Raw genomic sequence first — 20,080 nt, 5'->3', positions numbered from 1 at the left:
CCTTTCGGTCAGGTTTTTAACCAGCCGGTGCCCATGACTCTGTAGAATGCCCGCCATTGCACCTGATGAGAAAAGCACATGTACGACTGGTTGAATGCCCTGCCCAAGGCTGAACTGCACCTGCATCTGGAGGGCTCGCTGGAGCCTGAATTGCTGTTCGCCCTGGCTGAACGCAACAAGATCGCCCTGCCCTGGAACGATGTCGAGACTCTGCGCAAGGCTTACGCCTTCAACAATCTTCAGGAGTTTCTCGACCTCTACTATCAGGGCGCGGACGTGCTGCGCACCGAGCAGGACTTCTATGACCTGACCTGGGCCTATCTGCAACGCTGCAAGGCGCAGAACGTGATTCACACCGAGCCGTTCTTCGACCCGCAGACCCACACCGATCGCGGCATTGCTTTTGAAGTGGTACTCAACGGCATCTCCAAGGCGTTGAAAGACGGCAAGGAGCAACTGGGCATCGGCAGCGGCCTGATCCTGAGCTTCTTGCGCCACCTGAGCGAAGACGAAGCGCAAAAGACCCTCGACATGGCCCTGCCGTATCGCGACACCTTCGTGGCGGTGGGTCTGGACAGTTCGGAAATGGGTCACCCACCGAGCAAATTCCAGCGCGTGTTCGACCGTGCCCGCAGCGAGGGCTTCCTGACCGTCGCTCACGCTGGCGAAGAAGGCCCGCCCGAGTACATTTGGGAAGCCTTGGACCTGCTGAAGATCCAGCGCATCGACCACGGCGTACGGGCCATCGAGGACGAGCGTCTGATGCAGCGCATCATCGACGAGCAGATCCCGCTGACCGTTTGCCCGCTGTCGAACACCAAACTGTGCGTGTTCGATCACATGGGCCAGCACAACATCCTCGACATGCTCGAGCGTGGCGTGAAGGTGACCGTGAACTCCGATGACCCGGCGTACTTCGGCGGTTACGTGACCGAGAACTTCCACGCGCTGCACGAACATCTGGGGATGACTCAGGATCAGGCCACGCGCCTGGCCCAGAATAGCCTGGACGCCCGGTTGGTCAAGCCCTGACCGTTTCTGATTCCGGCCTGTAAGCGGCTTGCCGGCGGTATAGACCTCAGGGGCACTACCGTCGGCAAGCTGGACTGCTACAGGATCTCAATGCTTCACGCCGCCGACGCAATCTTGCTGATCTCCCGCTGCCCGTTGGACGACACCTGCAAGGTGCTGGCTTCCTCGGTCGCGCGCAACCAGCCCAGCTGCATGAACAGCTGCAACAACCCCGCACCCAACGCCCCACCCAGATGCGGACTGGCATCGGTGCATTCGGCACAGGCGCAGACGGTTTCACGCTGACGATGAGCCAGGGCGGGAATGAAGATGCCGCGCTCGGCGAAACGGGAAATACCGACACTGGTGACCTCAAGGCGCTGATCGGATTGTTCGATCCAGCCCGCCCCCAGCATCCGCTGATACAGCTCGGTCCCCAGCTCTCCCCCCAGATGATCGGAGCACACGCTGGCGCGTAGCAGCGGCAAGGGGGGCAGTGGCTGCGCGACGCTGCGATTGATCACTTCGGCGCTGACCATCGATGCACTGGCCAATGCCCGTACCGCCTCCCCGACCTCGGGAGCCGCCAGCCGGAAGAAGCGCTTTTTGCCCCGGGTTTCCAACCTGAGCAAACCGCCACTGGCCAGTCGCCCCAGATGCGCCCCTGCCGAGGAGGTCGACAAGCCCACCAGCAGGGCCAATTCATCAGCGGCCCGAGAGGCGCCATCCATCAACGCCCACATCATTGCGCTGCGCTTGGGATCGGCCAGCAGCGCCGCAATCTGACTGATGCAAGGTGCCTGTTCCATGCTTTCACTCCCTGTTGAAACATTCGTCAAATACGATAACGGGCCGCCATAAACGGCATGCAGCCAACATTGTTGCCACGAACCTGCGATGGCCTTGATCTACATCACTTCATGGAAACTCTATGTAACGAAAGTCATGGGGCAATACAGATCAGATTGCGCAGCCATGACAGTTCCAACACCGTGCCGTTAACTCGCTATACCTAGACCGCCTAGTATAAGCGCTGCACCCCCTTACCGAGCCTGCTTCCCGCGATTCCAGTAAGCGCGCTGTCAGCCTGTCCGGTACAACAGTGAGCAAAGGTCGCCGCCGTTACAACTTCCAAGCGAGAATTGATGCGTGCGGAGAAGGCGCTGAATAGCGGGCCCTCCGATGGATCAGGCAGCGGAAACTTTCTTCGCACCGAGGCAATTGCCTACAACAAAAACTCCAAAAACTCTCAAGAAAAAAATCTCCGGTATAACGCCACTCAGTGGACTCCGAGGCGAGGCAACGCCTTCGCGGCATCAACATGCAGGAACTTGCTGTAAGAAAAGTCTACTTTTCAAGTAGTAAACAATAACGTCTGAGCTTGAAAGTTCGATTCTCTGTACAGCCTTATACCGCTGCGCCCGGTTGAGCGCAGCGCCCTCAGGCATCAGATACGCACATCTGCGTGGGGGACTTGCGCGTCGCGCTTCTTCTGCGCCCGACGGGTGATGGTTGCAAGCCCGGCCGCCAGCACACCGCAAAGGGTGATGACCGTCGCCATCGGCACCGCGGTGCCATCGTGCAACACGCCCACCAGCGCTGCCGCGCCTGCAGCAACGCTGAACTGCAGGCAGCCCAGCAACGCCGATGCGCTGCCGGCGCGTTTGCCCTGGCCTGCCATCGCACAGGCTGACGCGTTGGGGATGATGCAACCCAGACTGGCGATGTAGACGAACAGTGGAATCAGCAGCGGCCAGAGCTTTTCCGTGTGCAGCGAAGCAATGCCCAGCAGCATCACCGCTGCGGCCAAGTAGAGCCACACCGCCCGAGACAGCAGCCACGCCGGACCAAAGCGGCCGACCAGCCGCGCGTTGACCTGCGCCACCAGAATGAACCCCGCCGCGTTGGTGCCGAACAGCCAGCCATAGTGCTCGGCCGGGACGCCGTACAGCTTGATGAATACGAACGGCGATCCCGCGATGTAGGAAAACATCCCGGCCATGGCGATGCCGCCGGTCAGCGCATGGCCGAGGAAGATGCGGTCGCCAAACAGTCTCACGTACGACCCCAGCGCACCGGACAAAGGTGGACGCGGGTGGCCGGCCGGCATGCTTTCCGGCAGCCCCATGAAGACCGCCGCAGCGGTGAGCGCGCTGAACAGGGTCAGGGTCATGAAAATAGTCTGCCAACCCCAGACGTTGACCAACAGGCCGCCGAGCATCGGCGCCAGAATCGGCGCCAGGCCCATGACCAGCATGAGCTGGGAGAACACTTTGGCTGACTCGACCGGGGAGCATTTGTCACTGACGATCGCTCGCGACAGCACCATGCCCGCACAACCGCCCAATGCCTGAACGAAGCGCGCGACGATCAGCCATTCCAGGCTCGGCGCGAACGCACAGGCCAGCGATGCGAGGGTGAACAGCCCAACGCCGAACAGCAGCGGGATACGTCGGCCGAAGCGGTCGGCAACCGGACCGTACGCCAGTTGACCGATGCTCAAGCCCAAAAAGTAGGACGCCAAGGTCATCTGCACGTGTTTTTCGTCCGTGCCGAACGCCAGCGCGATGGCCGGAAAGCCGGGTAAATAGAAGTCGATGGCCAAAGGGCCAAAGGCGCTAAGGGCGCCAAGAATCAGGATCGTTCGCAGGTTCATTCATTTTCCTAAGCTGTTTCGCGCAGCTCGATAGTTTAACAACCCTGAATGTTCTCAGGACGTCGACCAGAAAATTACTAAAAGTTTTTTCAGGAAACCCGGCCGTCAGGCGGAATTCCGGAACTATTTTTAAGCGACCGGGCATCGGTTAATGGATTTCTCACACCTCTTTTACAAATAACTTACAGATCCGCTTCTAGACTTTTCACATAAGTCGAGGGAAACGGAAATGAACACGCGTTGGGTTGTGCTGTGGTGCTGTTTGGTGGTCGCCGGATGTCAGTCCACCCACGACCAATTGTTGGCCGAAGGTTACCCGCCGGCATTTGCGGACGGCTTTCAGGATGGCTGCGGCAGTGGTCGGCAATCGATCGATGCGATCAAAGGACAGTATAAAAAAGATGTGCCGCGTTATTTGCGCGACACGATTTATGCGCAGGGCTGGGGCGACGGTTTTCGCCAATGTCAGGCCCAACTGCAAAACAAGAACGTTCAGGATCAGGGCCGAGACAGCATCTGGAACGATCGTGACCGCGCCTGGGAACAGCAGAAGACGCAGGACGCCGCCAAAGCCTATCGCTCTCACTGAGCAGAGTCGCTTTCGCCGATTCAGCGCTTCAGCCCGATAACAGGTCGCGGCGAGACATCCGTCGAAACTTCTGAACGGCAAACATGGCCCAAACCCTATGTCCATGAACAGGGAGCACGCCATGAGTCGGGCCTTCGTCAACGAAGACCATGCCGCCGCACAGGCCAGCCAGCCGGTGGAGCGGCAGGTCAGCGCACAACCCAATTACGTCACGGTCAGCGGACTTGCGCAGTTACAGGCTCAAGTGGCGACGTTGCAGGCGCAACACAGCGAGCAATCGGCGCGCGGTGACAGCGCCGACAAACAACGCCTGGCCGATATCGAGCGCGACCTGCGCTATTTCAACCAACGCCTTCACAGCGCTCAAGTGGTGCCCCCTGCGTCGTCCACCGACAAGGTGCAGATCGGCAGCTGGGTGACCTTTGCCGACGAAGACGACCATCAGCAGCGCATGCAACTGGTGGGCGAAGATCAGGCTGACGCGGCGATGGGGCTGATCAACTGGGGCTCGCCCTTAGGCAAGGCCTTGTTGGGCGCACAGGTGGGCGATGAGGTGACGTGGAAACGCCCGGCGGGGGATCAGGTGATCGAGGTGGTGCAGATCGAGGCGGATGGTTGACAGTGACTCTGCATCGGCTGGCTAACTCTGTGGGAGCGAATTCATTCGCGATTCGGTGGTAGAGCCGACAGAAATGTGTCGACTGAGATGGCCTCTCGCGAATGAATTCGCTCCCACAGGGAATCTCATCAGGTGCCGAAGAAAGTGGCGTCCCGACAGTCGCTGCCGCCGGTAAGCCGTGCTGCTACAGGGGTAATACTTGAAATGAAAAAACGGAGCCCGAAGGCTCCGTTTCTCATGGCGCGGACCTGAATCAGGCCAGCTTCTTGTGACGCACGCGGTGCGGCTGGGCTGCGGCTTCACCCAGACGTTTCTTGCGATCGGCTTCGTACTCGGTGTAGTTGCCTTCGAAGAACACAGCTTGGGAGTCGTCTTCGTACGCCAGGATGTGAGTCGCCACGCGGTCCAGGAACCACCGATCGTGAGAGATCACAATGGCAGCGCCGGGGAAGTCCAGCAGGGCTTCTTCCAGGGAACGCAGGGTTTCAACGTCGAGGTCGTTGGACGGTTCGTCGAGCAGCAGGACGTTGCCGCCTTCCTTCAGGGTTAGCGCCAGGTGCAGACGACCCCGCTCACCGCCGGACAGATCCTTCACGAACTTCTGCTGATCGCCGCCTTTGAAGTTGAAACGGCCTACATACGTACGCGACGGAATCTCGTAGTTGCCGATCTTGATCTGATCGGAGCCGTCGGAGATCTGGGCGAATACGGTCTTGCTGCCGTCCAGGTCATCGCGGCTCTGGTCGACGCAGGCCAGTTGCACGGTTTCACCGATTTCGATGGAACCCGAATCCGGTTGTTCCTTGCCCATCAGCATGCGGAACAGGGTCGACTTACCGGCACCGTTACCGCCGATCACGCCGACGATGGCGCCTTTAGGCATGGAGAACGACAGGTTGTCGATCAGCACGCGATCGCCGTAGCCCTTGGTGACGTTCTTGAATTCGATAACCTTGTCGCCCAGGCGCGGACCGGCCGGGATGTAGATCTCGTTGGTCTCGCTGCGCTTCTGGAATTCCTGCGACTGCATTTCTTCAAAGCGTTGCAGACGGGCCTTGGATTTGGACTGACGGGCCTTGGCGCCTTTGCGCACCCATTCCAGTTCTTCTTTCATGGCCTTTTCGTGGGCTGACTGCTGCTTGGACTCCTGAGCCAGACGCTCGGACTTGGCTTCCAGCCAGCCCGAATAGTTGCCCTCGTACGGAATACCGGCACCGCGGTCGAGTTCCAGAATCCAGCCAGCGACGTTGTCCAGGAAGTAACGGTCGTGCGTGATCGCGACCACAGTGCCTGGGAAGTCGTGCAAGAAGTGTTCGAGCCAGGCAACGGAATCGGCGTCCAGGTGGTTGGTCGGCTCGTCGAGCAGCAGCATGTCAGGGGCCGACAGCAGCAGGCGGCACAGGGCCACGCGGCGCTTCTCACCACCGGACAGGTGTTCGACCTTGGCGTCCCAGGCCGGCAGACGCAGCGCATCGGCGGCGACTTCCAGTTGACGTTCCAGGTTGTGGCCGTCGCTGGCTTGCAGGATGGCTTCAAGCTTGGCCTGTTCGGCGGCCAGCTTGTCGAAGTCGGCGTCCGGTTCGGCGTAGGCCGCGTAGACCTCGTCCAGACGCGCCTGGGCGTCCTTGATCACGCTGACCGCTTCCTCGACCACTTCACGTACGGTTTTGGTCGGGTCCAGCTGCGGTTCCTGCGGCAGGTAACCGACGTTGAGTTCCGGCATCGGGCGCGCTTCGCCGTCGAATTCGGTGTCGACACCGGCCATGATTTTCAGCAGGGTGGATTTACCCGAGCCGTTGAGGCCGAGTACGCCGATCTTGGCGCCGGGGAAGAACGACAGGGAGATGTTTTTCAGGATTTCCCGCTTCGGCGGAACAACCTTGCTCAGCCGATGCATGGTGAAGACGTATTGAGCCATGGAATGAAAACCTGGAGTAAGACGGTGAATAAAGGCGCGAGCTTAGTGCTCTGTCGCAAAAATTGCTTTTATTTATCCTCGTAACTTGCCGTCGGCCGGTTCCGGGCCTTGAATTGATCAAGGCTAGGCCAGACAAGCGGCGACAGAAAACTTCCGAGTATCGGTATTGAAGCTGGAGCAATGTTTGCAAGCATTGCGGCAATCTTGCACAAAGACGCAGAAATCGGGCACGTCGCGCGTGGCGCAAAGCTACCCGAATGCAGTCGACAGGGCAAACGGTGCGGCCCAATGGGGCTGGCACTTAGCCACAAGTCAAGGCATGCTAGCCGCCCTTTGGGCGCCGAGCTTATAGTGCATTTCGCACACGCTGATTCAGTCCAGTAGTCAGGATCAAAGTTTGTCCACACCAACACCCAATACTCCTTTGCGCTCAACCCAAAGCGCGACGGCCGTGCCTTCCCGAGGCTCGCCCAAAGGCGCGCTGGCAGTGCTGGTGCTGCTGATGCTCGTCCTGCTGTTATGGCAACTGTTTGAACAGTTCCAGCAGACCCAGGAGCGCCAGCATCAACGCAGTGTCGATTACAGCATTCAACTGGCCGAACGCCTGAGCCTGAACATGGCGCTCAATGCGCAGGTGGCGCTTAACGTGCTGGACGAGGCCAAAGGCCGTGCCCAAACCGCCGAACAACAGGTCACGATCCTGAATCGACTGCGCCAGGCGATGCCGGGGCTGCAAAGCGTCGCCTGGCTCGACAGCGACGCCGCTCTGGTCAACGACAGCGCCCCGAACAGCACAGATGCCGGTTTTTTGGCTCAGCAATGGTCAGTGATCGACGGTCGCACCTACTATTACGCCGACGCGCCGGATGGCTCGCTGTTCTATCTGTTCGTGCGTCAGCCAGGGAGCGACAACGCGCGCTACTGGGCCATTCGCCTCAGCCCGCAAGCCCTGAAAACCCTCACGCAGCAAAGCGATCAGGACTACAAGGCCGCCTGGCAGCTGGAAAACCGCGCGACCCAGCGCCTGATCTACCGCGGCGACGCCGACACTGATGAGGCCGACAGCAGCGATATCCAGACCGTCCTGCTCGAACCTCTGAGCAACAGTGACTGGCAGCTGCGCGGCCTGTTCGATGCCAGCAAGGCCCGCCAGGCGCTCATCGCTCCGCTGATCGTCAAATGCCTGATCGCCCTGCTCTGCTCGATCGTGCCCCTGCTGGCCTTGCGCAGCCTGCGTCGTCGTCAGATGCAGTTGCACGAGAGTCGACGCCGCTACAAGGATATCTTCGAAGGCACCGGCGTCGCGCTGTGCGTGCTCGACCTGTCGGCCCTGCCCGAATACCTCAACCACCTGCAACTGGGCAGCAGCGAAGAGCTGGAAAAGCGCCTGATCAATCACCCGGACCAGCTCAAGGGCCTGCTGCACCAGTTGCGCATCACCGAGGTCAATCAGGTGGCATCGGGCCTGTTGCGCGCCGAGTCCGCCGAGCAGGTCTGGCGGCAGCTGATAGAGGGCTGCCCGCGCTCGCGTCAAGGCATCGGCGTGAAGCTGATCGGCGCAGTGCTCGACGGCCAGCGCCAGCTGGAACTGGAAATCGTGCTGCCCGACGCCCAAGGCCAGGATCAGCACCTGTGGCTGGTGGTGCGCCTGCCCGAGCAGCCTGAGGACTTCAACGCCGTCATCCTCAACATCAACGACATCACCAACCGCAAAGAGACCGAGCTGGCGCTGCAGGAGCGTGAGAGTTTCTGGTCGGATGTGGTGCAGACCGTGCCTGATCACCTCTACGTTCAGGACGTCGCGACCCGCCGCATGATCTACAGCAACCATCATCTGGGGCAGACGCTGGGCTACAGCAAAGAAGACCTGCAGGAGATGGGTGAGTACTTCTGGGAAATTCTCCTGCACCCGGACGACACCGATCCCTACGAACAATTGCGCCTGATGCGCAGCGAAGAGAACTGCAGCGACCTGACCGAATGCCAGTTGCGCTTCCGTGACCATCGCGGGCGCTGGCGGCGTTTCGACATCCGCGAGCAGGCCCTGGCGAGGGACAAGAACGGGCGCATCACCCGCATCATCGGCGTGGCCAAGGACATCACCGAACAGGTCGAAGCCAGCCAGTCCCTGCGCGACAGCGAGCAGCGCTATCGCATGCTGGCCGAAAGCATCAGCGACGTGATCTTCTCCACCGACGCCAGATTGCGTCCCAATTACGTCAGCCCCTCGGTCAACGCCGTGCTGGGTTACAGCGCCGAGTGGATTCTGGAGAACGGCTGGAATTCGATCATCGCCAACCCTCAGCAGTTGTCAGGCCTGCAAGCCCTGCTGCACCGGGTCGGCAGGGCCCTGAACAAGCCGGAAACCCTGTCGCAACTGCGCAGCGAAGTACCGACGCAGCTGTTCCTGTTCGACTGCTTGCGTGCTGACGGTCGCAAGATCCCCGTGGAGCTGCGTCTGGTGCTGGTATGGGATGAGTCTGGCGAGTTTGAGGGCATTCTCGGCGTGGGCCGTGATATCAGTCAGCAGCGGCGCGCGGAAAAAGACCTGCGCATGGCCGCGACGGTATTCGAACACTCGACCTCGGCGATCCTGATCACCGACCCTGCGGGCTACATCGTGCAGGCCAACGACGCATTCAGCCGGGTCAGCGGCTATGCCGTGGCGCAGGTGCTCGATCAACTGCCCATGATGCTGACCGTCGAAGACCAGCAGGAAGCCCACATGGGCTACATCCTCAAGCAGTTGCACCAGCGCGGCAGCTGGGAGGGTGAGTTGTGGCTCAAGCGTCGGGACGGCGAACACTATCCGGCGTGGGTCGGCATTACAGCGGTGTTCGACGATGAAGGCGATCTGGCGAGCTATGTGTGTTTCTTCAGCGACATCAGCGAGCGCAAGGCCAGCGAGCAGCGCATTCACCGCCTGGCCTACTACGACGCCCTGACCCACCTGCCCAACCGCACGCTGTTCCAGGATCGTCTGCATACCGCCTTGCAGCACGCCGAGCGTCAAAACGCCTGGGTGGTGCTGATGTTCCTGGACCTTGACCGGTTCAAGCCGATCAACGACTCCTTGGGCCACGCTGCGGGCGACCGCATGCTCAAGGAAATGGCCTCGCGCCTGCTGGGGTGTGTTGCCGAAGACGACACCGTGGCGCGCATGGGCGGCGACGAATTCACCCTGCTGCTTCAACCCGGCGCTTCGCAACAGGCGGCGCTGACCCGCGCCATTCATGTGGCCGAGCAGATCCTCGCCAGCCTGGTGAAACCGTTCGTGCTGGAAGGCCGCGAGTTTTTCGTCACGGCAAGTATCGGTATCGCCCTGAGCCCGCAGGACGGCCATGAGCTGAGCCAACTGATGAAGAACGCCGACACCGCGATGTATCACGCCAAGGAGCGCGGCAAGAACAACTTCCAGTTCTACCAGGCCGACATGAACGCCAGCGCCCTGGAGCGTCTGGAGCTGGAGAGCGACCTGCGCCATGCCCTGGAGCAACAAGAATTCACGCTGTTCTACCAGCCGCAGTTCAGTGGCGACGGCAAGCGTTTGACCGGCACCGAAGCCCTGCTGCGCTGGCGTCATCCGCGCCGCGGTCTGGTGCCGCCGGGGGATTTCATTCCCGTGCTCGAAGAGCTGGGCCTGGTGGTGGAAGTCGGCGAGTGGGTGCTCAAGGAGGCCTGCCGCCAACTGCGCGAATGGCATCAGGCCAAGGTGCGCGTGCCCAAGGTCTCGGTGAACATCTCCGCGCGGCAGTTCTCTGATGGCCAGTTGGGCATGCGCATCGCCAACATCCTTCAGGAAACCGGCCTGCCGCCCGCCTGTCTGGAGCTGGAATTGACCGAAAGTATCCTGATGCGCGAAGTCAGCGAGGCAATGCAGATTCTCGATGGCCTCAAGCGTCTGGGCCTGAGCATCGCGGTCGACGACTTCGGTACCGGCTATTCGTCGCTCAACTACCTCAAGCAATTCCCTATCGACGTGCTGAAGATCGACCGCACCTTCGTCGACGGCCTGCCCTCTGGCGAGCAGGACGCGCAGATCGCCCGCGCCATCATCGCAATGGCCCACAGCCTCAATCTGGCGGTGATCGCGGAAGGCGTGGAGACCCATGAGCAGCTGGAATTCCTTCGTGAGCATGGCTGTGACGAGGTGCAGGGGTATCTGTTCGGCCGACCGATGCCAGCGCAGCGGTTCGAGGCGCAGTTCAGCAATGATGCGCTGTTCATGCTCGATTAGAAGCAGCTTCGAGTTTTGAGCTTCAAGCTGCGAGCAGAAGCAGGTCTGCGGTGCTCGCACTAAATGTGCTTGAAGGTCAGAGCAAATAAAAGCACGTGGCAAAAACAGAAGCCGTTACGCGATCAGCTTGTGGCTTATGGCTCAAAGCTTGAAGCTGCATTCCGCTCATCAGGGACATGACCCGCTTTCATATGCCAGATAAAACGCGATGTTGTAGAATGCTCCCCTTTTCTATTGCCCGATCCCCGAGGACCGCCATGTTCAGCCGTAATTTGACTATCGCCAAGTACGACTCCGACCTGTATGCCGCTATGGAACAGGAAGCCAAGCGTCAGGAGGAGCACATCGAGCTGATCGCCTCGGAAAACTACACCAGCCCGGCCGTCATGGAAGCCCAGGGCTCGGTGCTGACCAACAAGTACGCTGAAGGTTACCCGGGCAAGCGTTACTACGGTGGTTGCGAGTACGTCGACATCGTCGAGCAACTGGCCATCGATCGCGCCAAAGAGCTGTTCGGTGCCGACTACGCCAACGTCCAGCCACACGCAGGCTCGCAGGCCAACAGTGCCGTTTACCTGGCCCTGCTGAACGCCGGTGACACCATTCTGGGCATGAGCCTGGCCCACGGCGGTCACCTGACCCACGGCGCCAGCGTGTCTTCGTCCGGCAAGCTGTACAACGCTGTTCAGTACGGCATCGACGGCAACGGCCTGATCGACTACGACGAAGTCGAGCGTCTGGCGGTCGAGCACAAGCCAAAGATGATCGTGGCCGGTTTCTCGGCTTACTCGCAGGTGCTGGACTTCGCCCGTTTCCGCGCCATCGCTGACAAGGTCGGCGCCTACCTGTTCGTCGACATGGCTCACGTGGCCGGTCTGGTCGCCGCTGGCGTCTACCCGAACCCGGTTCCTTTCGCCGACGTCGTCACCACCACCACCCACAAGACCCTGCGCGGTCCACGTGGCGGCCTGATCCTGGCGCGCGCCAATGCCGAGATCGAGAAGAAGCTGAACTCCGCTGTATTCCCGGGTGGCCAGGGCGGCCCTCTGGAGCACGTCATCGCCGCTAAAGCGATCTGCTTCAAGGAAGCCCTGCAGCCTGAGTTCAAGACCTATCAGCAACAAGTGGTCAAGAACGCCAAGGCCATGGCCGCTGTGTTCATCGAGCGCGGTTTCGACGTGGTATCCGGCGGTACCGAGAACCACCTGTTCCTGCTGTCCCTGATCAAACAGGACATCTCCGGTAAAGACGCTGACGCCGCTCTGGGTCGCGCGTTCATCACCGTGAACAAGAACTCCGTGCCAAACGATCCACGCTCCCCGTTCGTCACCTCGGGCCTGCGCTTCGGCACCCCGGCTGTGACCACTCGCGGCTTCAAGGAAGCAGAGTGCAAGGAACTGGCTGGCTGGATCTGCGACATCCTGGCTGACCTGAACAACGAAGCGGTCATCGACGGCGTTCGTGAGAAAGTCAAAGCCATCTGCGCCAAGCTGCCGGTTTACGGCGCTTGATAGCGGTTGCGTGATGTGAAAGCCCGGCTCTTGAGCCGGGCTTTTTTGTGTCTGTAGGACTCCCAACTGTGGGAGCGAATTCATTCGCGATGCGGTGGTACAGCCGATAGATCTGTTTCGAATGTAGGCCCTCTCGCGAATGAATTCGCTCCCACAGGAGGTATCTCTCCTACAACGATTAAGCGGTGTGACCAAAGCCGCTGTTACGCGGCGTCAACAATCAACCCGCTGCGACCTTCGCAAACCCTTCCCGGATCTTCTCTTCCGGCAAATCGTCGGCAATGAACACGATCACGCTTTCACGCACCTCGCCTTCGGCCCACTCCACGTCGAAGTCAAAGCCGTACAGCTTCAACACCCCCTGGAACACCAGCTTGCGGTCCTCACCGGCGATGTTCAGCACGCCTTTGTAGCGCAGCAGTTGCTTGCCGTGGTCTTCCAGCAGCTCGTTCATGAACTCGCTGAGTTTGTCGATATCCAGCGCCTTGTCGCTGCGCAGCACCAGACTGCTGATGCGATCGATACCACGCCCTGCGGGTGCTGTCGGACGCAGGACCATGCCGTCCACATCGGCGTTGAGGTTGAAGCCACGCACATCCAGCAGTTCGGCCAGATCGATCTTGCCGTGCTCGACCACCCGGATCGGTGCGCGGCGGTTGATGCGGGTCAGGCGCTCGCTCAAGGCCTTGAACGTGGCTTCGTCCACCAGATCGGTCTTGCTCACCAGCAGGCGGTCGGCGAAACCGATCTGGGCCTGGGCGATGGTCTGTTGCAGGTGGGTGTCGGCGTGGGCGGCGTCTACCAGCGTGATGATGCCGTCGAGGATGTAGCGCTCGCGCAGTTCTTCGTCGATGAAGAAGGTCTGCGCAACGGGCGCAGGGTCAGCCAGGCCGGTGCACTCGATCACCAGCCGATCGAACGTGATCTCGCCGCTGTCCAGCCGCTCCAGCAGCAGGACCAGCGCCTTGGTCAGGTCAGTGTGAATGGTGCAGCACACGCAGCCATTGGACAGGGTCATCACCTGTACCGGCTCGCTGCCGAGTAGCTGGGTGTCGACGCCGGCGTCGCTGAATTCGTTTTCGATCACGGCGATTTTCAAGCCGTGCTCTTCCTTGAGCAGGTGACGCAGCAACGTGGTCTTGCCCGCGCCGAGAAAGCCGCTCAGTACGGTGACGGGGATGGGTGTGAACACAAAAATCTCCAGCTCAAAAATGACTGTAGGAGTGAGCTTGCTCGCGATGCGCAGGTCAGAGACCACATTGGCGACTGACCCACCACATCGCGAGCAAGCTCACTCCTACAAGGGCTAAACCCGACATCCTATACACTCAACAGCACTTCGGCCCGGCTCTCTAACGGGTCAACAGCACTTCGGTCCGCCTTTGCCGCCGTAACGCGCGTCCTGGCGTTCCCGAAAGAACGCCTCATACGACATCACCGGCTTGTCGGGATGCTTGGCCTGCATATGTTCGACGTAGGTGTCGTAGTCCGGCATGCCGACCATCAGGCGCGCGGCCTGACCCAGATACTTACCCAGACGACTCAGGTCATTGAACATACACAGCTCCTCGCTTCACAGCGCACTCAGTGGGTTTTCGGGAAGGCCTGGAAGGGCGCTTCCTTGTCGGTACGCTCTTGCTTGACCCACGCTGCGCGACCGACCTTGATCGCGTAGAACAGGATACTCAGCACCACGAACAGGAACAGCGTGGTCAGCGCCGCGTTGGTGTACGCGTTGAAGATCACGTGCTGCATTTGTTCGACACTCTTGGCCGGTGCGAGGATTTGTCCGGCATCCGCCGCTGCGCTGTATTTCTTGGCCAGGGCCAGGAAGCCCACCGCAGGGCTCGGGTCGAACAGCTTGATGAAGCCCGCCGTCACGGTGCAGATCAGCAGCCAGGAGGCTGGCAGAATCGTCACCCAGGCGTACTGCTGACGTTTCATCTTGATCAGCACGACCGTCGCCAGCATCAGTGCGATACCCGCCAGCATCTGGTTGGAGATGCCGAACAGCGGCCACAGGGTGTTGATGCCACCCAGCGGATCGATCACGCCTTGGTACAGCAGGTAACCCCACAGCGCCACGCAACCACCGGTGCCGATGGCGTTGGCGGTCCAGGACTCGGTGCGTTTCAGGGCGGGCACGAAGCTGCCCAGCAGGTCCTGCAGCATGAAGCGACCGGCGCGAGTACCGGCGTCAACGGCCGTCAGGATGAACAGCGCTTCGAACAGGATCGCGAAGTGGTACCAGAACGCCATGGTGTTCTGGCCAGGGAACGCCTGGTGCAGGATCTGCGCGATACCGACGGCCAGGGTCGGCGCACCACCGGCACGGGCCAGAATGGTGTTCTCGCCGATGTCTTTGGCGGTCGCCACCAGCTGATCCGGGGTAATCACGAAGCCCCAGCTGCTGACCATCTGCGCAACGGCGTTGACGTCAGTGCCGACGATCGCTGCCGGACTGTTCATGGCGAAATAAACGCCGGGCTCGATCACCGACGCGGCGACCATGGCCATAATCGCCACGAAGGATTCCATCAGCATGCCGCCGTAACCGATGTAACGGGCGTTGACTTCGTTATCCAGCAGTTTCGGCGTAGTGCCCGAGGAGATCAGGGCGTGGAAGCCCGATACCGCACCACAGGCAATGGTGATGAACAGGAACGGGAACAGGGTGCCTTTCCAGACCGGTCCAGAACCGTCGGTGAACTGGGTCAGGGCCGGCATTTTCAGCTCAGGCGCCAGAATCAGAATGCCGATGGCGAGCGCGATGATGGTGCCGATCTTCAGGAAGGTCGACAGGTAGTCACGCGGTGCCAGCACCAGCCACACCGGCAGCATGGCAGCAACAAAACCGTAGCCCACCAGCATCCAGGTGATCTGCACGCCCGTGAAGGTGAACAGCGGCGCCCACTCCGGGCTGGCAGCCACTTGACCGCCGACCCAGATGGACAGCAGCAACAGCACCACGCCAATGACCGAGATCTCGCCAATGCGGCCGGGACGGATGAAGCGCATGTAGATGCCCATGAACATCGCAATTGGGATGGTTGCCATGACTGTGAACATGCCCCACGGGCTCTCGGCCAGGGCTTTGACCACGATCAGCGCCAACACCGCGAGGATGATGATCATGATCAAAAAGCAGCCGAACAAGGCGATGGTGCCGGGAACGCGGCCCATTTCCTCACGGACCATATCGCCCAGCGAGCGGCCGTTACGGCGGGTCGAGAGGAACAGGATCATGAAGTCCTGAACGGCACCGGCCAGAACCACACCGGCGATCAGCCAGAGGGTGCCGGGCAGGTAACCCATTTGCGCGGCGAGCACAGGCCCCACCAGCGGGCCTGCGCCGGCGATGGCGGCAAAGTGGTGACCAAAAAGGATGTGCTTGTTGGTTGGGACGTAATCGAGCCCGTCGTTGTTCAGCACCGCAGGCGTGGCCCGGGTCGGGTCCAGTTGCATGACGCGACTGGCGATGAACAGGCTGTAGTAGCGATAAGCGACCAGATAAATGGCGACCGCGGCGACGACGATCCAGAGTGCGTTGATTGCTTCTCCCCGACGCAATGCAACCACTCCCAGGGCCCAGGCCCCAAGAATCGCAACAATCAGCCAGGGCACGTGGCGCAGCAGACTATTATTATTTTTCATTTTTTGTTTCCAGCTGAGTGGACTTGTTTGAGCAGCGCCTTGAGTTTAGCGCCGCTGAAGCGAAAGGCCACCCCCCAAAATGGTCTAGCGCGGGATTTGTCCTATAGTCAACGCAGTTACCGCCATACGGCCCAGGAGAAGTCGAGTCATGACAGATTCCCACGAAGACCGTCGCCGCTTTAAACGTATCTCGTTCGATGCCAAGACCGAGCTGACTCAGGGGCCCAAAAGCTGGCCTGTTCATCTGATCGACCTGTCACTAAAAGGCTTGCTGATCGAGAAACCGCAGCCCTGGCTCGGCGATCCCGACCAGCCATTCACTGTGGATATTCATTTGAACGTCGATATCGATGTGCAGATGGAAGTCCGGCTGACCCACGACGATCACAATCATCTGGGCTTTGTCTGCGAACACATCGGGCTGGAATCGGTGACGCACCTGCGCCGGCTGATCGAGCTGAACCTGGCCGATCATGACGAGCTGGAGCGGGAGTTGGCGGCGTTGATAGAGGTTTGACGCTGCCGGACCTGAATAACCTTGAACCTGTGGGAGCGAATTCATTCGCGACTGGTCGGTACATTCGACACATTTCTATCGATTGCACCGATGTCTCGCGAATGAATTCGCTCCCACAGGTTTACCTACGTCTGACGAGTTGGATTGATCGTCCCTTACTCCTCAAACAACGCATCCAGCGCCTGATCCAGTCGGGTTACGGCAACAACGGTCAACCCCGGTGGCGGCTCTTTCGGCGCGTTGCCCTTGGGCACGATGGCCCGTTTAAAACCGTGCTTGGCGGCCTCTTTCAGTCGCTCCTGGCCACTTGGCACCGGGCGTACTTCGCCAGACAACCCCACCTCGCCGAACACCAGCAGATCCCCCGGCAGCGGACGGTTGCGCAGGCTCGACATGACCGCGGCCATCAAGGCCAGGTCTGACGCGGTTTCCAGCACCTTGACCCCGCCCACAACGTTGAGGAACACGTCCTGATCATGCGTCGGAATGCCGCCATGGCGATGCAGCACCGCCAGCAGCATGGAAAGCCGGTTCTGATCCAGCCCCAGGGTCACGCGGCGAGGGTTTGATAAATGGCTGTCATCCACCAGCGCCTGCACTTCGACCAGCATGGGCCGGGTACCTTCCCACGTCGCCATGACCACGCTGCCGGCGACCGCTTCCTGGGCGCGCGTCAGAAAAATCGCCGAGGGGTTGGAGACTTCTTTCAGGCCTTTGTCGGTCATGCCGAACACACCCAGCTCATTGACCGCGCCAAAGCGATTCTTCACCGCACGCAGCAAACGCAGACGACCGTCCGATTCGCCTTCGAAATACAGCACGGTGTCGACCATGTGCTCGAGCACGCGAGGCCCGGCCAGCGCGCCCTCCTTGGTCACGTGACCGACGAGAAAGATCGCCGTACCGCTCTGTTTGGCGTAGCGCACCAGCAGGGCGGCACTCTCGCGCACCTGAGACACGCCACCGGGCGCCGATTGCAGCTGTTCGGTGAAGATGGTCTGGATCGAGTCGATCACCATGACTTTCGGCTGCTCGATGCGGGCGGTGGCGATGATGGTTTCGATGCTGGTTTCGGTCATGACCCGCAGCTTGTCCTGAGGCAAGCTGAGGCGACGGGCGCGCATAGCAACCTGCTGTTGGGATTCTTCGCCGGTGACATACAGCGCGGGCATACGTTCGGCAATGGCGCAAAGGGTCTGCAACAGAATCGTCGATTTGCCGATGCCAGGGTCACCGCCGATCAGCACCACCGAGCCATCCACCAGACCGCCACCAAGCACGCGGTCCAGCTCGGCCGAGTTGGTGGAAAAGCGCGGGATCTCTTCGATGCTGACTTCAGCCAGCGTCTTGATCTGCGCCTGCTGCCCCGCCCAGCCGCCACGACCTGCGGGCGCCGCTGCGCTGCCGCTTTCGATCATGGTTTCGGTCAGCGTGTTCCAGGCGCCGCATTCGCCGCATTGCCCGGCCCACTTGGGAAAGGTCGCGCCGCACTCGGTGCAGCCATACATGCGTTTGGCCTTGGCCATAACCCCTCCCGATGATCAAAAGTCGGCAATCATAACGCAGTTTGTGAGCGCCAGTACGTCGCTGATCAAGGCCGCCGCGCCGCGATGCCCAGGTCAGTCCGAGAGCTGGCTGGCCAGGCGTTTGACGTGGACAAGATCGCCCCGCGCCACTTTGGTCACGCCCTCGCCGTAGGACGGATCAGCCTTGTACAGAAAAGACAGGATGATGTGCTTGCTCACCTCATCGGCAGTGGCCAGGGACGCACCAAAGCTCTGAATCAGGTCCTTGCGTTCCTGCTTGCTGAAAGAGCGGTACAGCTCACCGGCCTGTTTGAAGTTCTGCTCGCGCTGGATTCTCGCTTGCTGGGTCTGGCCTTCGAGGGGCAACTGGCTGTAACGCGCCTGGGGTTGTTCTTCCCGAGGGTGCAGGCGGCTTGGCTGGTAGTTCACACCGGAAACGGTACGGCCGCTGTTGAGGGCCCCATCCTGATTGCCGTTGTTGACCTGGACCCTCGGCGCATTGATCGGTAACTGCCGTGCGTTCGCGCCCAGACGGTGGAGCTGGGTGTCGGCATAGGAAAATACCCGCCCCTGCAGCAGACGATCTTCCGAAGGCTCAATGCCCGGCACCAGGTTAGACGGCGCCATCGCCACTTGCTCGGTCTCCTGGAAGACATTGGTGGGGTTGCGGTTGAGCACCATCTGGCCGACTTTGCGTGAAGCAACGGCTGGCCAGATCTTGGTGGCATCGAGGGGGTCGAAATCGAACGTCGGCAAGTCTTCAGGCTTGAGCACCTGCACGTACAAGTCCCACTTGGGGTGATTGCCCTGGCGGATCTGACTGACCAGGTCGCGGGTCATGTGGCTGAAGTCCGTTCCCTGGACCTTCGCGCTTTCGGCGGGGCGCAGGTTCTTGATGCCTTGCAGGCTTTTCCACTGAAACTTCACGTAGTGAACCTGGCCGCTGGCGTTGATCAATTTGTAAGCGTGCACGCTGTTGCCGTCCATCTCCCGGTAGCTCGCCGGCGTGCCATAGTTGGAATACAGCTCGGTCAGGGTGCGCGTGGCCTCGGGCACATGGGACAGGAAGTCGAAGCGCCGCGCATCGTTGTCCAGGTTGTTACGTGGGTCGGGTTTGAAGGCGTGGACCATGTCGGGAAACTTGATCGCATCGCGAATGAAGAACGTAGGGATGTTGTTGCCCACCAGATCCCAGTTGCCATCACGGGTGTAGAACCGCGTGGCGAACCCTCTCGGGTCGCGCAGGGTTTCGGGTGAGTGATTGCCGTGCACCACGGAGGAGAAACGCACGAAAACCGGAGTGACTTCGCCCGCTCGGAAGACCTGCGCCTTGCTCAGGTCGCTGAGGTCGTCGGTCACGGTGAACTGACCATAGGCACCGGTGCCGCGAGCGTGAACGACACGCTCCGGAATACGCTCGCGGTCAAAGCGTTGCAGTTTCTGAATCAACTGGACGTCTTGCAACAGCACCGGGCCAGTGGGACCTGCGGTTTGTGAATTCTGGTTGTCGCCGACGGCGGCGCCGTTGTCGCGAGTGAGGATTTGCGCCGACACAGAGGCTGAAAACAGGCTGGTGGCGATTAGGGTGAGGCAGGTCGCCCTCGACAGTACGGTTGAGGCAATGATGGCTTGCATAGATTCACTTCCATTTGGGTTTCTGAGCGCCCTCAAAGGCACCCGGGAAGGCTAAAACAACTCCCATGGATTAATCCGCAATCGTCACCCGTAGAAATACATACCAATAAAACCTTTTAAATCAGATGGTTGCAGTTAACAAACGAACAACCTGACACTTTCGGCAAAACTAACGCGACTCGATCCGGTCGATTGAATGGATTACGC

14 protein-coding genes are annotated in these 20,080 nt (G+C 60.3%); 6 read left to right on the top strand and 8 right to left on the bottom strand.

The genetic code is table 11. From position 1 onward, the window contains the following. Positions 1-78 precede the first annotated feature (78 nt). Complete coding sequence (locus tag AC07V9_RS25645) at positions 79-1,032, top strand: adenosine deaminase (protein WP_495018433.1); 954 nt, start codon at positions 79-81, stop codon at positions 1,030-1,032. Positions 1,033-1,127: 95 nt separating this feature from the next. On the opposite strand, the gene AC07V9_RS25640 is transcribed toward AC07V9_RS25645, so the two are convergent. Then, positions 1,128-1,820, bottom strand: coding sequence for an ArsR/SmtB family transcription factor (locus tag AC07V9_RS25640; protein ID WP_495018432.1), 693 nt, complete (start codon positions 1,818-1,820; stop codon positions 1,128-1,130). Between the two features lie 638 nt (positions 1,821-2,458). Beyond that, positions 2,459-3,667 carry a multidrug effflux MFS transporter gene (locus tag AC07V9_RS25635; RefSeq protein WP_495018431.1) on the bottom strand — a complete coding sequence of 403 codons (1,209 nt, stop codon included), beginning with the start codon at positions 3,665-3,667 and terminating at the stop codon, positions 2,459-2,461. Between the two features lie 229 nt (positions 3,668-3,896). Here AC07V9_RS25635 and AC07V9_RS25630 point away from each other — a divergent pair, with 229 nt between their 5' ends. Both AC07V9_RS25630 and AC07V9_RS25625 read left to right on the top strand, forming a co-directional pair. Beyond that, a complete protein-coding gene (locus AC07V9_RS25630; RefSeq protein ID WP_495018430.1) occupies positions 3,897-4,256 on the top strand; it encodes a hypothetical protein in 360 nt (119 codons plus the stop codon). Between the two features lie 121 nt (positions 4,257-4,377). Then, the gene (locus AC07V9_RS25625; protein ID WP_495018429.1) at positions 4,378-4,875 is read left to right on the top strand and encodes a GreA/GreB family elongation factor; all 498 of its coding nucleotides are present in this window, start codon (positions 4,378-4,380) and stop codon (positions 4,873-4,875) included. A 253-nt stretch (positions 4,876-5,128) separates the two neighbouring features. Here the strand turns inward: AC07V9_RS25625 and ettA are convergent, their stop codons facing one another. After that, a complete protein-coding gene (gene ettA / locus AC07V9_RS25620) occupies positions 5,129-6,793 on the bottom strand; it encodes an energy-dependent translational throttle protein EttA (RefSeq protein ID WP_495018428.1) in 1,665 nt (554 codons plus the stop codon). Between the two features lie 397 nt (positions 6,794-7,190). On the opposite strand from ettA, the gene AC07V9_RS25615 reads away from it, so the two are divergent. Further along, positions 7,191-11,030: a sensor domain-containing protein gene (locus AC07V9_RS25615; protein ID WP_495018427.1), complete on the top strand. Its 3,840-nt coding sequence runs from the start codon at positions 7,191-7,193 to the stop codon at positions 11,028-11,030. A 257-nt stretch (positions 11,031-11,287) separates the two neighbouring features. Beyond that, positions 11,288-12,541 (top strand): serine hydroxymethyltransferase, encoded by a 1,254-nt coding sequence (gene glyA / locus AC07V9_RS25610; RefSeq protein ID WP_495018426.1) that lies wholly within the window; start codon positions 11,288-11,290, stop codon positions 12,539-12,541. A 220-nt stretch (positions 12,542-12,761) separates the two neighbouring features. On the opposite strand, the gene yjiA is transcribed toward glyA, so the two are convergent. The 3 genes from yjiA to AC07V9_RS25595 all read right to left on the bottom strand — a co-directional run bounded on the left by yjiA (position 12,762) and on the right by AC07V9_RS25595 (position 16,195). Further along, a complete protein-coding gene (gene yjiA, locus AC07V9_RS25605; RefSeq protein ID WP_495018425.1) occupies positions 12,762-13,733 on the bottom strand; it encodes a GTPase in 972 nt (323 codons plus the stop codon). 168 nt (positions 13,734-13,901) lie between these two features. Beyond that, positions 13,902-14,099, bottom strand: a complete 198-nt coding sequence (locus AC07V9_RS25600; protein WP_495018424.1) for a YbdD/YjiX family protein — start codon at positions 14,097-14,099, stop codon at positions 13,902-13,904. A 26-nt stretch (positions 14,100-14,125) separates the two neighbouring features. Next, positions 14,126-16,195, bottom strand: a complete 2,070-nt coding sequence (locus AC07V9_RS25595) for a carbon starvation CstA family protein (protein ID WP_495018423.1) — start codon at positions 16,193-16,195, stop codon at positions 14,126-14,128. Positions 16,196-16,343: 148 nt separating this feature from the next. Here AC07V9_RS25595 and AC07V9_RS25590 point away from each other — a divergent pair, with 148 nt between their 5' ends. Continuing rightward, entirely contained in the window at positions 16,344-16,712 is a 369-nt protein-coding gene (locus AC07V9_RS25590; protein ID WP_495018422.1) for a PilZ domain-containing protein, read from the top strand. Positions 16,713-16,867: 155 nt separating this feature from the next. Here the strand turns inward: AC07V9_RS25590 and radA are convergent, their stop codons facing one another. Together radA and AC07V9_RS25580 are read right to left on the bottom strand one after the other, a co-directional pair. Then, the gene (radA, locus tag AC07V9_RS25585; protein WP_495018421.1) at positions 16,868-18,238 is read right to left on the bottom strand and encodes a DNA repair protein RadA; all 1,371 of its coding nucleotides are present in this window, start codon (positions 18,236-18,238) and stop codon (positions 16,868-16,870) included. Positions 18,239-18,331: 93 nt separating this feature from the next. Next, a complete protein-coding gene (locus AC07V9_RS25580) occupies positions 18,332-19,873 on the bottom strand; it encodes a catalase (protein WP_495018420.1) in 1,542 nt (513 codons plus the stop codon). Between the last annotated feature and the right edge of the window lie 207 nt (positions 19,874-20,080).

Source organism: Pseudomonas sp. GW821-FHT02A11 (assembly GCF_059421985.1).
This window is presented reverse-complemented; position numbering and strand designations above follow the sequence as displayed.